Below are 17,105 nucleotides of genomic sequence, written 5' to 3'. Positions count from 1 at the left end.
ACCGCGTAAAAAATACCAAGTGATTCCTCTTCATCAAGCCGATGAAGAGGAAACTGTATTAAAAATACCAAGTGAATCCTCTTCATCAGGTCGATGAAGAGGAATCCGCGTAAAAAATACCAAGTGAATCCTCTTCATCAAGCCGATGAAGAGGAATCTGTATTAAAAATACCAAGTGAAACCTCTTCATCAAGCCGATGAAGAGAAAACCGCATTAAAAATAGCAAGTGAATCCTCTTCATCAAGCCAATGAAGAGGAAACCGCGTAAAAAATACCAAGTGAATCCTCTTCATCAGGTTGATGAAGAGGATTCACCAACAATGTATTTTCATATATTTATCGAACTACCAGCCTTGATATGATACCTCGATATCGAACCTACAGGTAATTCTAATACTGATTTAGCGTTTTTTATCGGAAAGATAACGGTCCAAGGCTTAACATTTTCTTTTGCATAAACAATTTGATTGTTCTTGTTCAAAAAAACGACATCAATAGGAAAAAACATAAAAAACATGTGAATCGAATTACATGGCTCTATTAGAATTCCTTCATTAACAATCGGTTTAAGCCGAAACATTAATCCTCTAAATCGTTTAAAAAAGCTAGTGTATTTAATGATTTTTATAGGAATTTCATGCACTCTTTTTGTTTCAATTAACCTCACTAAAACACGACCTTTGCTTTATAAGCATAATGATTAACTAAAAGTATAAATGTTGGATTAATAGACATTATTTATGTAGAAGTAAAGATTTTATAAGAAATCTTAAATATTTTATACCATAATTAACTATAAAATGAATAATTTTGTCATTGTCGCTTTTAGTTTAGAGATGCTATTATTCATTTACAAACAACAGCGACAACAAGCAATCGGTTGTTTGTAATACAACGTGATAAGGGCAAACCGTGGGAAATCACGGGACGCAAAACTAAAGGGGCTAAATCGTCACACTAAAAACGATATGCCAGCCAGTTGCCGAAAATAGTGATCGCTAGATACTACTATTCTTCGGGGGATAGTATTTTTTTATACAAAAAATATCTCAATATTCTGAAGGGTGGTCACATATAATGATGAACCAAATTAAAAAGTTTTTTAAAGAAGAAGAAGGTCAAGGTATGACGGAGTACGGATTAATTCTAGGATTAATCGCATTAGCAGCTGTTATAGCAATGACAACAATGGGTGGAGAAATTAGTAAAAAGTTCGAGGAAATTACGAGCAAAATAACAGGTGCAACTACAACGTCTGGATCATAAACAACAACTTACATTCATTAAAGAATTATTCATATAAAAAAGAGATAAAGGCAAACCGTGGGAAATTGCGGGACGCAAAACTAAAGGGGCTAAATCGTCAACACTAAAAAACGATATGCCAGCCAGTTACCGAAAATAGTGAGGACTACCTACTATTCTTCGGCGAATAGTATTTTTTTATGCAAAAAAATCGAAAAGGATGAACTCACAAATGATAAATTCAATAAAAAAGTTTTTTAAAGAAGAAGAAGGACAAGGTATGACAGAGTACGGATTAATTCTAGGATTAATCGCTTTAGCAGCTGTTATAGCAATGACAACAATGGGTGGAGAAATCAGTAAAAAGTTTGGTGAAATTACTAGCAAAATTACAGGTACAACTACACCGTCTGGTTCTTAAAAACAAATCCTTTAGAAAACCCCTACTTTTTCATTCCAATGAATTGTCAAAGTTGGGGTTTTCTTTAAATTGAAGATTTACTTGCGAGGTGTTTAAGAATGACATACGTCATCTTACTTATAGCATTACTTATATCTTTTTTTACGGATATTAAGAAACGAAAAATATTAAATATCGTCACTTTTCCAGCAATGCTGCTAGGAATTGTGTTACACACCCTAACAGCAGGTTGGGATGGGTTTGTATTCAGTTCATTAGGATTATTAACTGGATTTGCATTATTAATTATTCCTTATGCGTTAGGGGGTATGGCTGCTGGCGATGTAAAACTTTTAATGGCAATTGGAGCTTTAAAAGGTACAGCATTTGTGATTGGATCCTTTATCTATATAGCCATAATTGGCGGTATTATAGCATTAATAATCTTACTTAAACAGCGAGAATTGTTATCCTCTTTAAAACGAATTTTCTTTTCAGCACAATTAAGAACATTAAATGGCCTAAGTAAAAATGAATTGCATCACGCTTTTCCATATGGAGTTGCGATTGTTTTAGGAACAGTAGGCTATACGGGAGTGAGTCTACTTTGATTAAATCACAAAAAGGACAAGCTACCGTTGAATTGGCTTTAAGTTTAATTATTTTATTGTTTTTAGTTTTCGGTATTGTTGATTTCGGACGTATTTTTCATGCATATCTAACGCTAGAGCATGCAGGTCGGGAAGCAGGTCGAATCGCTAGCTTAGGTGCACTAGATACCGAAGTTGTACAACGAGCAAAAGAGTCCGCACCATCGCTTGAGGCTAATGATATTACTATTTCTGCAACACCTTCGGCAAGTAACCGAAAGAGTGGATCCTATGTCACGATAAATATGACATATCCAATAACTTTCTCGATTCCATTATTCAAAGAATTTCTGCCAAACCCTTTATTGGTTAGCACAAAAACTGTCATGAGGGTGGAATGAAAATGAAACCTTTCTTAAAACAACAAGAAGGTGCTGTCATTGTCTTGGTCGCACTCATGATGTCCATATTTGTTGGTTTCCTTGCGTTAGTGATGGATATGGGCTCCATTTATCTTGAAAAAAATAGACTCCAGAAAATAGCAGATGCTGCTGCATTAGCAGGTGCACAAGAGCTTCCAAATTATTATTCACAAGCAGAACAAGAGGTTCAAAATGCAATCCACTTAAACGGTGGAGATTTGACAAATTTTACAATGACGACAAATCAAAGCTATACCATGCTAGAGGTTATAGTCAGTAAAAAAGCAACATTCTACTTTGCCAAAGCATTAGGAATTAACGAGCCAATAGTGCAGGCAAATGCGCGTGTTGAACTCCAACCGCTATCAGCTGGCAAAGGAGCTATACCATTAGGTGTGCAACCAAGCTCAGATTTGTCTTTTGGGTCACTACAAACGCTAAAAGTTAGTGATTCTGCAACTGGAAACTTTGGTGCAATCGCCTTAACCGGTCCCGGAGCAAAAGACTATGAAACAGATTTAAAATATGGTTATGAATTTGATTTGAAAGTTGGAACAATTTTAAATACTCAAACAGGACAATTAGCAGGTCCAACAAAGCGTGCGATTGAGCATCGTATCTCTTTATGTCCCAACTCCACTTATTTAAATTACACAAATGATTGTTCGAGAATCGTACTTGTTCCGATTTTCGAGTCAATTCAGATTGATCAAAATCAGATTAAACAGGTTAAAGTCGTTGGTTTTGCGACGTTCTTTTTAGAAAGTGTGTCATCTACTAGTACAGGTGCTGTTGTTACAGGCCGATTCATAAATGAAACTCATGCAGGACAGTCTTCTTCTACACAAGCGAATTTTGGAACATATAGTTTTAAACTTACACAATAGTGGGTGATTATTATGAATACAAAAAAAATCTGGTTGTTAGCCATTCTTTTTGGCCTAACAATGTCAGCTATATTTTATATAGTTACTACAAATACAGGGAATACTACTCAAACGGTTATGGCAAAATCACCAGATCCTGAAGAGGATACCCTGGAAGAGGAAAACGTTTTACCAACGAACCCTACACTTGAAATTGCAAATGGAAAAAGAGCTATATCAATAGCAGTAGATGAAGTTCAAAGTGTATCGGGTTTTGTTAGACCAGGTTCTATTGTAGATATTATTGCTATTCTTCCTTCACCGACAGGCGATCAGAAAAGCTCCGAGATTTTATTAGAGAATATAAAAGTGCTAGCTGTTGGTAAAACATTAGTATCTTCTGAAGGAGAAAATCAAGAGCCCTATCAAATGATTACAGTTGAAGTTAATCCAACAGAGGGTGTATCCCTAGCACACGCTAAGGATGTTGGAACAGTTATCTTAATGTTAAAAGGAACTAAAGAGTAATGAAATACAAAGTTATAAAACAACGGAACCGTCCATATGAAGCTTACTTAATAAACTTAAGTGATCACCATATGGACGGTTCCGTTAGGATAAAAGGAACGATGCCGAATGAGAATGAATTATTATATACTTTCCGAGAAACGCATGTATTCATCAGCTGTAAAAATGCTGCTTGACGAGTTAGGTAAAATGAACAAAATCTATGAGATCTTTTCTGATCTGAAACAAGATCTTGAAAATTCAAAAGGAACAGTCGTTATTCTTGGTCCGAATACACTTAGCGATCCTTATGAGATTTGCCAAAGCATTACACGCGTTTATCCTTTAACTGCTGTACTTTTACTTTTAAACAAAGCTGATATTGATTATAAAAAAGCAATGTTTTCTGGCGCTGTCGATGTAGTTGATATTGATACAGATGAAACAGAGCTTGTGGAATCTTTCAAAAAGGCTGAACAAGTTATCAGTCTTAAACAAGAAACAGATCAAACTTTTAAAAGGCAAAAAGCAGCAAAGGTTATTACAGTCTGTAGCACAAAAGGCGGTGTAGGTAAAACAACGATCTCAGTTAATACAGCTGTTGCATTAAATAAACATAATTTAAATGTCGCAGTAATTGACTTAGATTTGCAGTTTGGTGATATTTCTTTATTGTTTGATGAACAGCCAAGTAAAACAATTTACGATTGGGTGAAACAATCATATGAAAATGGCGACAAATCAATCGATGATTATTTGGTTAAAACTAAGATGGGGATTGATATACTAGCGGCGCCAACATTACCAGAATTTGCTGAGCTAATCACGGGCGAGCATATTGCCTATTTGATTGAGACAATGAAACTCCAATATGATGCGATTGTAATTGATACACCTCCAGCCTTTGTTGATACAAGCTTAGTGGCACTTGAACATTCGGATCATATATTGCTGATCGCGTCATTAGATTTACCAGCCTTAAAAAATGGAAAGCTTGCCATTGATACGCTTAACTTATTGGGACTTAAAGAAAAAATTAGTATTGTGTTAAATCGTGACTCTGAAATGGAAGGTATGACGATGGAATTAATTGAGAATGTGTTAGGAATGAAGATACATTGGAGAATTCCGAGTGATTACAGAACTGTTATCTCTTCTATTAACAAAGGGGAACCATTTGTGCTATCTGCCCCAAGGACACCAGTTGCCAAAGCAATGATGAAAACGATAGAGCAATTGCTGCAGACAAAACCAGATGAGTTAGGAGTAACAGAAAAAGACAAAAAGAAAAGAAGTATACTCTTCTTTAAAAAATAGTTAACAGTTTTTCGGAGGGCGGAAATAGAATGTCATTATTAAAACGGCTAAATGAGAAAACGTCTTCTTTTAATGAAGGTAGAAGTGAAGGTGCTTCACCTCAAAAAAGAGAGGGAAGTATACCAAAAGAATCTGAACTTAAAATTGCGATGCAAAGTCATATCATCACTGAATTAAAAAAGAAACCGAATTTAACTGATGAAGAACAAAAACAATTAATTGAAAACGAGTCGATGAAATTTTTAAATGAAAGCAATGATCGGTTAACCTTTGAAGGAAAAAAAGAAATCATCGATATGGTTTCAAATGAACTAATTGGTTATGGACCTATCACAGCATTGCTAAATGATCCAGATGTATCAGAAATTATGGTTAATGGTCCATATCAAATTTACGTAGAGAAAAAAGGAAAGTTAGTATTAAGTGATTATTATTTTCGTGATAATGACCATGTGTTACAGGTTATTGAAAAAATAGTTTCTCCTCTTGGAAGAAGGATTGATGAAAGCAGTCCGATGGTAGATGCACGTTTGCCTGATGGTTCAAGGGTAAATGCAATTATTCCACCATTATCATTAGTAGGTCCGTCTATAACAATACGGAAATTCCCGCAAAACCGACTCCAAATTGCTGATTTAGTGCAGTTTGAATCCTTAACCGAGGATATGTCTAAATTTCTTGATGCTTGTGTAAAAGCAAGATTTAATATTTTTATTAGTGGTGGTACTGGGAGTGGTAAAACAAGTTTACTCAACGTTTTATCTTCCTTTATTCCCGATGATGAACGAATAGTTACGATAGAAGACGCAGCAGAATTACAGCTATCACAAGATCATGTTGTTTCCCTAGAAACACGTCCACCAAATATCGAAGGTAAAGGAGCTATTTCAATTCGAGATTTAGTCAAAAACTCTTTACGGATGAGACCTGATCGAATTGTAATAGGTGAGGTTCGCAGTGGGGAAGCGCTAGATATGTTGCAAGCCATGAATACTGGCCATGATGGCTCATTAGCTACAGGGCATTCCAATTCTCCACGTGAGATGTTATCGCGATTAGAGACGATGGTTTTGATGGCGGGTATGGATTTACCCATTCGGGCAATCAGAGAGCAAATGGCTGGTGCAATTGACCTTATTATTCAACAGTCTAGATTAAAAGATGGCAGTCGTAAAATTGTTAACATTACTGAAGTTATTGGAATGGAGGGCGAAACGATTGTCCTTCAAGATTTATTTTCCTTTAAACAAACAGGTACAGATTCAAATGGTAAGGTGATCGGTAAACATGTTTCAAACGGTATTCGTCCTTATTGCTCTGATAAATTAGAACAATATGGTTACGAGTTGCCCGCTGAATGGTTCAATGGGGAGTGATTCAGATGTTGATTTTTATATTTATTTTATCCACTTTGTGCTTTGCATTAATTGGTACTTACCGTTTAAAAAAGCAGCAGCAAGTGAAAAGAAGAATACAGCAATTGATCTTAAAAGATACAAAAAAATCTGATGTTAACGTTGAAAAAGAACCTAAAGACCAACAGAAATCTCCATTTAAGGAATTGATTAAGACTTTATCAAAAAATATCAAAACATCCAATCATAAGCGTTACAAGTTAGAAAATGAATTAGAAAGTGCGGGACTTCCTTTAAAGGTAGAGGAATTTATTTCGATTCGGTTAGGTTTATTCGGTTTAACCTTGATCGGCACACTGCTTTTAAAGTTTCATATATTGATAGCCATAATAGCAGCGTTGACTGTTTGGGTACTTCCGTCAATAGTTTTGAGACAGAAAAAAGCAGCTCGAATCGCTGTTAGTGCAGCACAACTTCCACAAGTCCTAGAAACAATGGCATCAGGAATGAAATCAGGTTTCAGTTTTATGCAAGCCATGCAGTTAGTTTCAAAAGAAATGCCGGATCCAATTGGTACGGAGTTTCAAAAAACAATAAAAGAAATAAATTTAGGAATTCCACTTGAAAATGCATTTGAAAATCTTCTACACCGATTACCAAATAAAGATTTAGAAATTGTTGTAACAGCAGTACTAATTCAACGTTCAACCGGTGGAAACTTGGTAACCATTCTAGAAACCATTCATGATACTATCTCTGAAAGAGTACGGATGAAGGACGAATTAAAGGCACTAACGTCACAAGGGAGAATGTCTGCACTAGTGATCACGTTATTACCTGTAGCATTAGGTCTATTATTAAATGTAATGAATCCCGATTATTTTGACCCAATGTTATCACACCCACTCGGTTGGGTTTTATTAGGTGCCGGAAGCATTTCAGCGATACTAGGGTGGTTCTTTATACAAAAAGTAGTTACGATTGAGGTGTAAATCATGGTTTATACACTATTATGGCTTATGTCTTTCTTGTTTTTTACAAGTATAGGCTATTTATTTCTTCTCCAATTGTTTAAAAATAAAATGATTATGTACCGACGTCTTGCTCCACTTTTGACAAATAATAATGAACAAAATATGCAAGAACAGAAAGAAAGTATACAAAATAAAACGTTATATGAACGATTGATTCGTCCAATGGTATTGAAAATCCGTCATTTTACTGTAGGAAAACTTCCAAAACAAAGAATGGAGCAAATTGATAAAAAACTTCAAGCAGCGGGTTATCCATTTGGATTATCTGCAGGAGATTTTGTTTTACTTCAATACGCTCTACCTCTTGTTATGTTTTCACTTTTTATAGCTATGTTTCTTCCAACATCTGACGAAAAGTTAAAAGTTGTTGTACTATCTGGTATCAGCGCATTGTTCACCTATGTATATACAAATTATTATTTAACTGCCAAAAGTAAGGTACGAATTAAAATGATTGAAAAAGCGATGCCTGACTTTTTTGATATGTTAAATGTTTCAATTGAAGCTGGAATGGGACTGGATGGAGCACTAAAAAAGGTATGTGGGCAAATGAATACCCCTTTATCAGCCGAATTTTTATCTGCGTTGGAAGATATGAAACTAGGTAAATCTCGACGACAAGCATTTATTGAATTAAGAGAACGTGTTCCTTCGGATTTCTTTAGAAGTGTGATGAATTCAATTATTCAAGCAGATCAAATGGGTATTGGAATGAGTAAAGTATTACGGACACAAACAACAAGGATTCGAGAAAAACAACGATTTGCAGCTAAAGAAAAAGCCATGAAAGCTCCAGTGAAAATGCTTATTCCAATGGTATTATTTATATTTCCTACTTTGTTTATTGTTCTGATTGGACCTGTAATTGTTAATTTAGTTACACAGTTTTTATAAGATTAGCGATCTCTAAGTATTTAATAGCCAATATACCAAAAAGATTAATCTGGTATAATGGCTATTTTATTTGTTTTTTTCGATATGAAGATTGCTTATAAATTAATATATAATTATAACAGACTGAATAAATAGATTACCCCAGCAATAGTTGTTAATAGACTAGAAATCGCAAAACATGGTAAGGTAGCTAGTAGGCTGTAAAAAATAATTTTGTAGCGAATGTAAGTAAATGGAGTAGATAAACCAAGCACATACATAGAATAGGAGGTTAGGTATGGGGGAAATTTTTGCAATTTTAGCACTATTTTTGTTCTCAGCAAACATAATTGTTACAAATATCGGTTCTAAGAAAATGGATTTAAATTATGGTTTTCTTATCTCTGTTTTCGTTAATGTTGTATTTTCATTTTTCCTTTTTGGGATTCATCTTTTCTTTTTTAGAACAGAGAGTCTTCAGTGGGATAATCTTGGCTTTATTTTGTTTTTATTAGGTGGCTTTTTCTCCACATACCTGGGACGCTTTTTGTTTTTCACGTCCATTATTAAATTAGGTCCAGCAAAAGCCAGTTCTTTTCAGGTTAGTAATCCTTTATTTACTTTCATCATTGCTTGGATGTTTCTGGATGAAAAACTGGGATTATTTGATTTAGTATGTATAATTTTTATCTTAATAGGTCTTTCTTTAGTTAATTATAAGCCTAAATCATTTAATAGCATTGATGAAACAGCCGCTACATATGATAAACAACTTTCAAAAAAAAGGGTATTTCCATCCAAATTGTTTCGCTCATCAATAACTGTAGCCTTGCTGAGTGGGATTTCATATGCCATCGGAAATGTGCTTAGAGGAGCTGGTGTCAGTGAGTGGAATGAGCCAATTTTGGGTGCATTCATTGGTGCTTGTATTGGGGTTGTGAGTCATGTAGTGCTTAATCCTCAAACGAGGAAAGTAGTAAAAAAGAAAGCTGCTTTTAAGCGAAACGGTGCATTATATTTTGTCTTGAGTGGTATTTTCACCATAATAGGACAATGTTTACTAATTGGCTCTATGTTTTACATTCCTGTTTCGATAGCTAATTTAATTACATTATCAACTCCTGTTATTGTAACACCTATAAGCTACTTTTTTTTAAAAAATCAAGAAGGTATCACAAAGATTACGGTTATTGGTATTATTACAGTCTTACTTGGTATCAGTTTGATATTGTTATAACACATCAACGTGATCCCTTCACCGATTCTAATAGTGTTTTTTTATAAACGGACTTATTAAAAAATAATTTATTATGAAAATACTGTTTATCGAAAATTGAACGTACACTAATATATACTGTTACCAGTAAAAATGTAGGCAATAATAGGTAAGAGGTAAGACCTTTGATTTTTATTACTTTGTATTTCAGGGGGATGAACGGATGGGAAATGGAGCTTTTCCTCGAGAATTGTTAGCGGATGTTGTTCCAAAACTAGTCGCAACAGCTAGAGGAGATCTAGCAGCTACACTTGTTATTCGTAATGGTAAATTGGTGAATGTTTGTTCGGGTGAGGTCGTAGAAAGAATTTCAATTGCTGTACAAGGCTCAAGAATTGCTTATGTTGGTTTTGATGTTGCACCTATGATTGGAGAGGAAACTAAGATTATTGATGCTGATGGGGCGTATATAGCACCGGGACTTTTGGATGGGCATTGTCATGTTGAAAGTAGTCAACTTACTGTCTCTCAATTTGCCAAAGCAATTTTACCGCACGGAACTACAGGCATTTTTTATGACGCACATGAAATTGCGAATGTTCTAGGTAAGGATGGTCTAAAGATGATGCTTGAGGAAGGAAGAATGACTCCATTGTCGGCTTATATGGCTATTGCATCTTGTGTGCCAGCCAGCAGTTTGGGGTTTGAAACACCTGGGGCGTTATTTGGCCCTGATGATATAAGAGAGATGATGACTTGGGGACCGGATGTGATTTCCCTCGGAGAAGTGATGAACTTCCCAGGTGTCGTTTTTGGTGACGAAGTGATGATGGGGGAAATTCAATCATCACTAAGAGCCGGTCGCGTGATTGATGGGCATTTTACTTGGCCTGTCGATGATTGGAAAATTAATGCATATGCGGCTGCAGGTATTACTAGTGATCATGAATTAACTAAAATCGAGGACGTAATCGAACGAGTTCGATTAGGTATGTATGCGATGATGCGCCGTGGTTCGGCCTGGCATGATGTGGAGAAAACGATAAAGGCTTACACAGAACGGAAAATTGATCCGCGACGATTAATGCTTGTAACAGACGACCGTAATGCAGAATCATTAGTACAAGAAGGACATATGGACTTTGTGGTTCGGCATGCAATTGCTCAAGGTGTACCGCCAGTTGTTGCATTTCAAATGGCTACAATTAACACAGCAGAGCGCTTTGGGATATCTCGAGATATAGGAACTGTGACACCGGCTTCGAATGCTGATATTATTTTACTAGATGGAGATCTTGCTAATGTTAAAGTTTCGATGACAATCGCAGCAGGGCAGGTAGTGGCTGAAAACGGTAAAATGACTGTGCAAATGCCGACTTATCATTACCCCAAAGCCGCTTTGCAATCTGTTCATATCAACCGATCATTGGTGAAACAAGAATTCGTGATACCAGCTCCTATCTCTGCTGGATTGATTGATGTCCGTGCGATTCAGTTAATTGAAAATAGTGTAGAAACAAAGGAAGTTTTTGTAAGTGTTCCGGTATATGAAAATCAACTATGTATTAACGAAAGCAATAACTTATGTAAAATAGCGGTCGTAGAACGTCATTCTGGAAAAGGAACTATAAATTTAGGCTTACTTTCTGGGGTCGGACTTACGAAACCAGCAGCAGTCGCGATGACAGTTGCTCACGATTCACATAATTTACTGGTTATTGGTAATAACGATGAGCTAATGGTCAAGGCAGGTAATACTGTAATAGATTTGAACGGTGGCATTGTTGTTGTCATGGAAGATGGAACAACAACGCAGCTCCGGTTACCAGTTGCTGGGTTAATGTCCATGGAAAGCTATGAAGTCGTGGCCGATCAATCAGCGGCTGTAAGTGCTGCTTTAAAAGCAGTGGGATGTAACTTAAATTACGCCTTTATGACACTTTCCTTACTGGCACTTGTTGTTATTCCAACGCTGCGAATTTCTGATAAGGGCTTAGTGAAGGTCACAAGTGATGGCTTTAAATTTGTTACTTTGTACAAGGATGATCCAACAGCTAAATATAAGTCTTAAATTGTTTACTAGCTCTGAAGTAGAGGGTAGACTTGTAGTAAATAAAAGTTAAGGAGACGAATTCTGATTTGAACTCGTCTCTTAAGTAATAGTCCTAAAATTATTAACTTTTCATTATTTTAGATGGATTGTTGACTTTATACGGAACAGGAACATCAATTAATAATGACTCATCCTCGACATCTTTACCCTTTGGTAATCGCTTTTTTACAATTTTCCCATCAAACTCAAGGGTATCATTAGGTTGTAATTCATATTTTTTCAATGTTTTAGTATGAGAGCACCACGCTAGTCCCACTTCGATTGGGTTTTCTTGTTGAATAACTACATTTTCTAACACGACAACTTCATCATTTTCCTCATTGAAATTGTTCCAGCTTAGTGCAAGTTGTTTCACAACTGCGGTGAAATGCACTTTGTCTTCTGGAAGCTCTATCTTAGGTTGTTTATCTTTTATGGCTGTTTTCTTTTTCTGTTCTTTTGTTTCCGATTTTTCCGTTTCTTTAGTAACAGGTTTTTCCTGCTTATCTGATGAAGTTAAGGCCGGAGTTTGATCAGTAGCTGATACACCTTTTGTGAAACTTGGTGATTGCATTTCTTTTAGATAGGCTGGATGAATACAGCTTAGGTTTCCATCTTGAAATTCGATCACAATTGTATTTCCCTCGTTTGTGTCACCATATATCTCATATCCTTTGATCCTAACAAGGCGTTGGTGTGTTCTTTCTTTATACCAAAATTCCCTTTTAACTTCTTTTGTGGTAGATAATCCCCATTCTCTAACTTTTTCCTCATAGTGTGATTCATCAGTGAACGTTTCGAATTCTCCCTTTGGGGGAAAATACAGTGTAGTATTAGAATCTTCGATATGTGGTAATGTAATGGCCAATGTTTACACGTCCTTTTCTAGGTTAAATAAGAAAGTGAATAATTATTTCTTTTTCTTCTTGTAAAAGGGTTTCAATAGAGTAGTTTCGAATATATTTTAGTATTGTCTTTATTGTGTTGTTTTTTAAAATATTTGTCAAAGGAGTTTATACATGAAAAGATACTCGGCAAGAAGTGAGGTACCAGTTCAAGAAAAATGGAATTTGGAAGACATCTATTCTGATGTTACCAAATGGGAGACAGATTATCAGCAAATTAATACTATGTCTCAGGCATTAAAAAAATATGATGGTGAAATTCATGATGGCCAGACCTTGTATCAATACCTAAAACAGCGGGAGGAGTTATCATTTATTTTGAATAAATTATATGCCTTTGCGATGTTAAAGGTAGACGAGGATACAAGGGATACAGTATCACAGTCCTATTTAGATCGTGTTAAACAACTAAGTGTAAAAGTTAGTGCAGCAACATCCTTTTTTATGCCTTTTTTATTAAGTTTAGATGAAGAAACGTTAAAAGCATACATAGACTCTGAGAAAGGCTTAGATTATTTCAAAGAAGATCTACTTGAATCTTTCCGCTATAAGCCACATGTGCTAACAAAAGATCAGGAAGAAATTATGTCGCAGTTAGGTGAGGCCCTCTCTGCACCTAGTACTACATTTGGGATGATTAATAATGCGGACATTAAGTTTGGAGAAGTAACTGGCGATGACGGGGAAAAAGTCGAGCTTACAAGAGGAATGTATGCAAAATTAATTGAAGATGAGGACCGTGAAAAACGGAGGGAAGCATATAAAGCATATTATAAGCCTTATCTACAATTAAAGAATTCTATTGCATCTACACTTTCTGCTGCAATCAAAAATAATGTGACAACTTCTAGAATTCGTCAATATCCATCAGCGTTGGAGAAAGCTTTGTTTGGCGATAACGTTCCAAAAGAAGTTTATGAAAATCTTATCCAAACGACGAAAAATAATATCGGTTCACTGCACCACTATACTGAGATTAGAAAAGCAAAATTAAATCTAGACGAACTGAGACAATATGATTTGAGTGTTCCACTCGTAAGTGGCGTAAAGCAAGTGATCCCATATGAAGATGCATATGAAACAATGTGCAAAGCTTTAGCTCCGCTTGGAGAAGATTATATTGACCTCTTAAAGGAATTTAAGCAAGGTCGGTATATTGATGTACGTGAAACACCTGGTAAACGCTCGGGCGCTTATAATCTTGGGGTATATGGTGTTCATCCGTATATTCTTTTAAATCATCAAGATAATTTAGATAGCTTATTCACATTAGTTCATGAATGCGGCCATGGTGTTCATAGTAAACTCAGCTCACAGCACCAGCCGCAAATTACAGCACGTTATAGTATTTTTGTTGCAGAAGTAGCTTCAACAGTTAATGAAATTTTATTAATCCAATACCTTTTAAAAACAGAAAAGAATGAAGATATACGCAAGCATTTAGTAAACCATTTTATCGATCAGTATAAAGGCACATTTTTTACTCAAGTTATGTTCGCAGAATTTGAAAAGAAAACACATGAAATGGCTGAGGAAGGCCTTCCGTTAAATGTAGATGTATTTAGTAAAACGTATGAAACCTTATTTAGAGAATATAACGGAGATACAATCGTGTTCGATGAGGAAGTAAAATTTGGCTGGTCAAGGATTCCACATTTCTATCGTCCATTTTATGTGTACAAATATGCGACTGGATTTGCTTCTGCTATTCAACTAGCAACGCAGATATTTGAAGGTGATGAAGAAACAACAAAATCATATTTGGAATTTTTAAAGAGCGGAAGTTCGGACTATCCGTTGGAGTTGTTAAAAAAGACCGGCGTGGATTTAACAACGCCTGAACCTATCGAGAATGCTTTAAAGCGATTTGATGAATTAGTGAAGGAGTTTTCGAGACTTTAAAGAGTTTATGAAAGAAGTTAAAGCAACATGAAAACAGCGCTCCAATTATTTGCGGAGCGCTGTTTTTCTATGGCATTTAAACGTTATTTCGATATTAATAATGAGCACTCAAGTTAAAGTGGATTATGGAGATACAGTAAGTTTACTATATTTAACCCCTTTTAAAGTTGTCAGCCCATCACTTAGTTTCTTTAGAACTCCGGCTCTCCCTTTCACGATAATGATTTCTAAACAATTATGATGGTCAATATGGTAGTGAGAGGTTCCTAATATTTGGTCATGGTAATTGTGCTGAATTTCAATTATTTCATTGACCAAGTTTTTTTGATGATGATCATAAAAAATTAAGATAGAACCTGCTACAATTTGTTCATCCTTTGTCCAATCATGCTGGACGATTGCTTCCCTGACTAGATCTCTTACAGCTTCGGAGCGATTGCTATACCCTTTTTCATTTATATATTCATCAAAGTTTTGTAAAAGATCTTCCGCCATTGAAACCCCAAATCTAGTAAGTTTAGTAGAACTCATGTATCTGCCCCCTCTTAAGCTAATCAATCTAGTATGTTTATATTATATATTTTATCGGCTTTAATTTAAAAAGGATATCTCTATTTTTTTTTATGTATTCTGAAGATTTTATCAACTGATAGACTTTTCCGAATTGTAGAATTTCGTAATTCGTGCTACGATTTAACTAAATTGTAACACGGAAAGTGATGGGGGAGATAACGTGAAAAAGACCTTTATGATGCTTTGTTTTTTCTTACTGCTATTTTCAATAGTAACAGGGTGTTCCTCAACTAATAAAGTAGATAGTAATGAGGAATTAATTATGAGTGAAGAGGTAGTAACCGATGAACTAATATTAGCTGTTGGTTCTGAACCCGAAACAGGGTTTGATCCAATCACAGGGTGGGGAAGATACGGCTCACCTCTTTTTCAAAGCACGCTACTAAAAAGAGATAATCAATTAAATATTGTTAATGATATAGCCACCAATTATACAGTAAGTGAAGATGGGTTGGTGTGGACTGTAGAACTTCGAAATGATGTGAAATTTTCTGATGGTGAACCGCTAACTGCTACAGATGTGAAATTCACTTTTGATAAGGCCGCAGCAGGCGGCTCTGTTGTTGATTTAAACGTTCTAGAACGTGTTGATGTTGTAAGCGATTTTATCATGACATTTACTCTGAAACAGGCCCAATCAACATTTATTAACAGTTTAGTGAATACCGGAATTGTGCCCAAACATGCTTACGGAAATGATTATGCCTCAAATCCAATTGGCTCTGGTCCGTATCAATTAGTGCAATGGGATAAAGGGCAGCAATTAATCGTTCAAGCTAATTCTGAATATTACGATACTAAACCATATTTTCAGAAACTTACCTTTGTATTTTTGGCTGAGGATGCAGCTTTTGCTGCAGCAAAGGCAGGGGAAATAGATGTTGCATATATACCAGCTGCATTTAGTAATCAACAAGTTCCTGGAATGAGGCTTGAGTCAGTACAAACTGTTGACAATCGTGGAATTATGTTTCCATATGTAAAAGAAGGAAAAACAACAAAAGATGGCGACAAGATTGGTAACGACGTTACTGCTGATTCAGCTATTCGCCATGCTATTAATATTGCAGTGGATCGACAAGTTCTCGTAGAAGGTGTGTTAGAAGGACACGGAACACCTGCCTATACAGCAGTAGATGGATTGCCTTGGTGGAATCCAGAAACAGTCTTTGAAGATGGTAAAATGAATCAAGCAAAGGAAATCCTTGCTGCAGCAGGATGGAAAGATACTAATAATGATAGTATTCTTGAAAAAGGATCATTAAAAGCTGAATTTACACTCTTATATCCAGCAAGTGATAGTATTAGACAGTCTCTAGCTATTGCTGTTGCAGATATGATAAAACCTTTAGGAATTCAGATCCATGTTGAAGGGAAAAGTTGGGATGATATATATAAGTTGATGTATTCAAATGCAGTTCTTTATGGATGGGGAAGTCATGATCCTTTAGAAATGTATAACCTTTATCATAGCAAAAATGCTGGTATAGAACTGTTTAACACTGGCTTTTATCATAATCCTATTGTTGACGAATATTTAGACAAAGCTTTGGCTAGTACAAGTGAGACGGAAGCAAATGACTGCTGGAAAAAAGCCCAATGGGATGGAGAAACAGGCTTAAGTGCCAAAGGTGATGCACCATGGGCTTGGTTAGTTAATATCGATCATCTTTATTTAGTAAAAAATAACCTTGATATTGGTATACAGAGAATCCATCCTCACGGACATGGATGGCCAGTAACCGATAACATCGTAGAATGGAAAAGGAATTAACTCGCATGCGGTACTATAGTAGATTAATAGGGA

17 protein-coding genes and 2 riboswitches are annotated in these 17,105 nt (G+C 35.7%); of the genes, 14 read left to right on the top strand and 3 right to left on the bottom strand.

Annotation, left to right across the window (positions count from 1 at the left end):
- Positions 1-329 precede the first annotated feature (329 nt).
- Positions 330-668 (bottom strand): DUF192 domain-containing protein, encoded by a 339-nt coding sequence (locus C1724_RS20695; RefSeq protein ID WP_258000482.1) that lies wholly within the window; start codon positions 666-668, stop codon positions 330-332.
- 227 nt (positions 669-895) lie between these two features.
- A riboswitch (cyclic di-GMP riboswitch) is annotated at positions 896-988 on the top strand.
- Positions 989-1,078: 90 nt separating this feature from the next.
- Between C1724_RS20695 and C1724_RS20690 the strand changes: the two genes are divergently transcribed.
- The 12 genes from C1724_RS20690 to ade all read left to right on the top strand — a co-directional run bounded on the left by C1724_RS20690 (position 1,079) and on the right by ade (position 11,897).
- A complete protein-coding gene (locus tag C1724_RS20690; RefSeq protein ID WP_102348665.1) occupies positions 1,079-1,267 on the top strand; it encodes a Flp family type IVb pilin in 189 nt (62 codons plus the stop codon).
- 39 nt (positions 1,268-1,306) lie between these two features.
- Positions 1,307-1,401, top strand: a riboswitch (cyclic di-GMP riboswitch).
- A gap of 77 nt (positions 1,402-1,478) precedes the next feature.
- Positions 1,479-1,667 (top strand): Flp family type IVb pilin, encoded by a 189-nt coding sequence (locus tag C1724_RS20685; RefSeq protein ID WP_102348664.1) that lies wholly within the window; start codon positions 1,479-1,481, stop codon positions 1,665-1,667.
- Positions 1,668-1,765: 98 nt separating this feature from the next.
- Positions 1,766-2,257 (top strand): A24 family peptidase, encoded by a 492-nt coding sequence (locus C1724_RS20680; protein ID WP_102348663.1) that lies wholly within the window; start codon positions 1,766-1,768, stop codon positions 2,255-2,257.
- Positions 2,254-2,637, top strand: a complete 384-nt coding sequence (locus tag C1724_RS20675; protein WP_180994377.1) for a TadE/TadG family type IV pilus assembly protein — start codon at positions 2,254-2,256, stop codon at positions 2,635-2,637. Before C1724_RS20680 ends, C1724_RS20675 begins: the two co-directional genes overlap by 4 nt.
- A 2-nt stretch (positions 2,638-2,639) precedes the next feature.
- On the top strand, positions 2,640-3,545 hold the full coding sequence (locus C1724_RS20670; protein WP_180994376.1) for a pilus assembly protein TadG-related protein: 906 nt from the start codon (positions 2,640-2,642) through the stop codon (positions 3,543-3,545).
- Between the two features lie 12 nt (positions 3,546-3,557).
- Positions 3,558-4,052 (top strand): Flp pilus assembly protein CpaB, encoded by a 495-nt coding sequence (gene cpaB / locus C1724_RS20665; protein ID WP_102348660.1) that lies wholly within the window; start codon positions 3,558-3,560, stop codon positions 4,050-4,052.
- 108 nt (positions 4,053-4,160) lie between these two features.
- The gene (locus C1724_RS20660) at positions 4,161-5,348 is read left to right on the top strand and encodes an AAA family ATPase (protein WP_102348659.1); all 1,188 of its coding nucleotides are present in this window, start codon (positions 4,161-4,163) and stop codon (positions 5,346-5,348) included.
- A gap of 29 nt (positions 5,349-5,377) precedes the next feature.
- Complete coding sequence (locus tag C1724_RS20655; protein WP_102348658.1) at positions 5,378-6,724, top strand: CpaF family protein; 1,347 nt, start codon at positions 5,378-5,380, stop codon at positions 6,722-6,724.
- 5 nt (positions 6,725-6,729) lie between these two features.
- The gene (locus tag C1724_RS20650) at positions 6,730-7,695 is read left to right on the top strand and encodes a type II secretion system F family protein (protein ID WP_180994375.1); all 966 of its coding nucleotides are present in this window, start codon (positions 6,730-6,732) and stop codon (positions 7,693-7,695) included.
- A 3-nt stretch (positions 7,696-7,698) separates the two neighbouring features.
- Positions 7,699-8,631, top strand: coding sequence for a type II secretion system F family protein (locus C1724_RS20645; protein ID WP_102348656.1), 933 nt, complete (start codon positions 7,699-7,701; stop codon positions 8,629-8,631).
- 277 nt (positions 8,632-8,908) lie between these two features.
- Entirely contained in the window at positions 8,909-9,847 is a 939-nt protein-coding gene (locus C1724_RS20640) for a DMT family transporter (protein WP_102348655.1), read from the top strand.
- A 202-nt stretch (positions 9,848-10,049) separates the two neighbouring features.
- Positions 10,050-11,897: an adenine deaminase gene (ade, locus tag C1724_RS20635; protein WP_102348654.1), complete on the top strand. Its 1,848-nt coding sequence runs from the start codon at positions 10,050-10,052 to the stop codon at positions 11,895-11,897.
- 103 nt (positions 11,898-12,000) lie between these two features.
- Here ade and C1724_RS25795 read toward each other — a convergent pair whose 3' ends face one another.
- Positions 12,001-12,786 carry a hypothetical protein gene (locus C1724_RS25795; protein ID WP_180994374.1) on the bottom strand — a complete coding sequence of 262 codons (786 nt, stop codon included), beginning with the start codon at positions 12,784-12,786 and terminating at the stop codon, positions 12,001-12,003.
- 151 nt (positions 12,787-12,937) lie between these two features.
- Between C1724_RS25795 and pepF the strand changes: the two genes are divergently transcribed.
- On the top strand, positions 12,938-14,725 hold the full coding sequence (gene pepF / locus C1724_RS20625) for an oligoendopeptidase F (protein WP_102348652.1): 1,788 nt from the start codon (positions 12,938-12,940) through the stop codon (positions 14,723-14,725).
- Positions 14,726-14,848: 123 nt separating this feature from the next.
- Here the strand turns inward: pepF and nikR are convergent, their stop codons facing one another.
- Complete coding sequence (nikR, locus tag C1724_RS20620) at positions 14,849-15,256, bottom strand: nickel-responsive transcriptional regulator NikR (protein ID WP_102348651.1); 408 nt, start codon at positions 15,254-15,256, stop codon at positions 14,849-14,851.
- Positions 15,257-15,473: 217 nt separating this feature from the next.
- Here nikR and C1724_RS20615 point away from each other — a divergent pair, with 217 nt between their 5' ends.
- A complete protein-coding gene (locus tag C1724_RS20615; RefSeq protein WP_102348765.1) occupies positions 15,474-17,072 on the top strand; it encodes an ABC transporter substrate-binding protein in 1,599 nt (532 codons plus the stop codon).
- Positions 17,073-17,105: the final 33 nt, after the last annotated feature.

The sequence above is a fragment of the Bacillus sp. Marseille-P3661 genome, assembly GCF_900240995.1.
In the GTDB taxonomy this organism is placed as follows: Bacteria; Bacillota; Bacilli; order Bacillales; family Bacillaceae_J; genus OESV01.
This window is presented reverse-complemented; position numbering and strand designations above follow the sequence as displayed.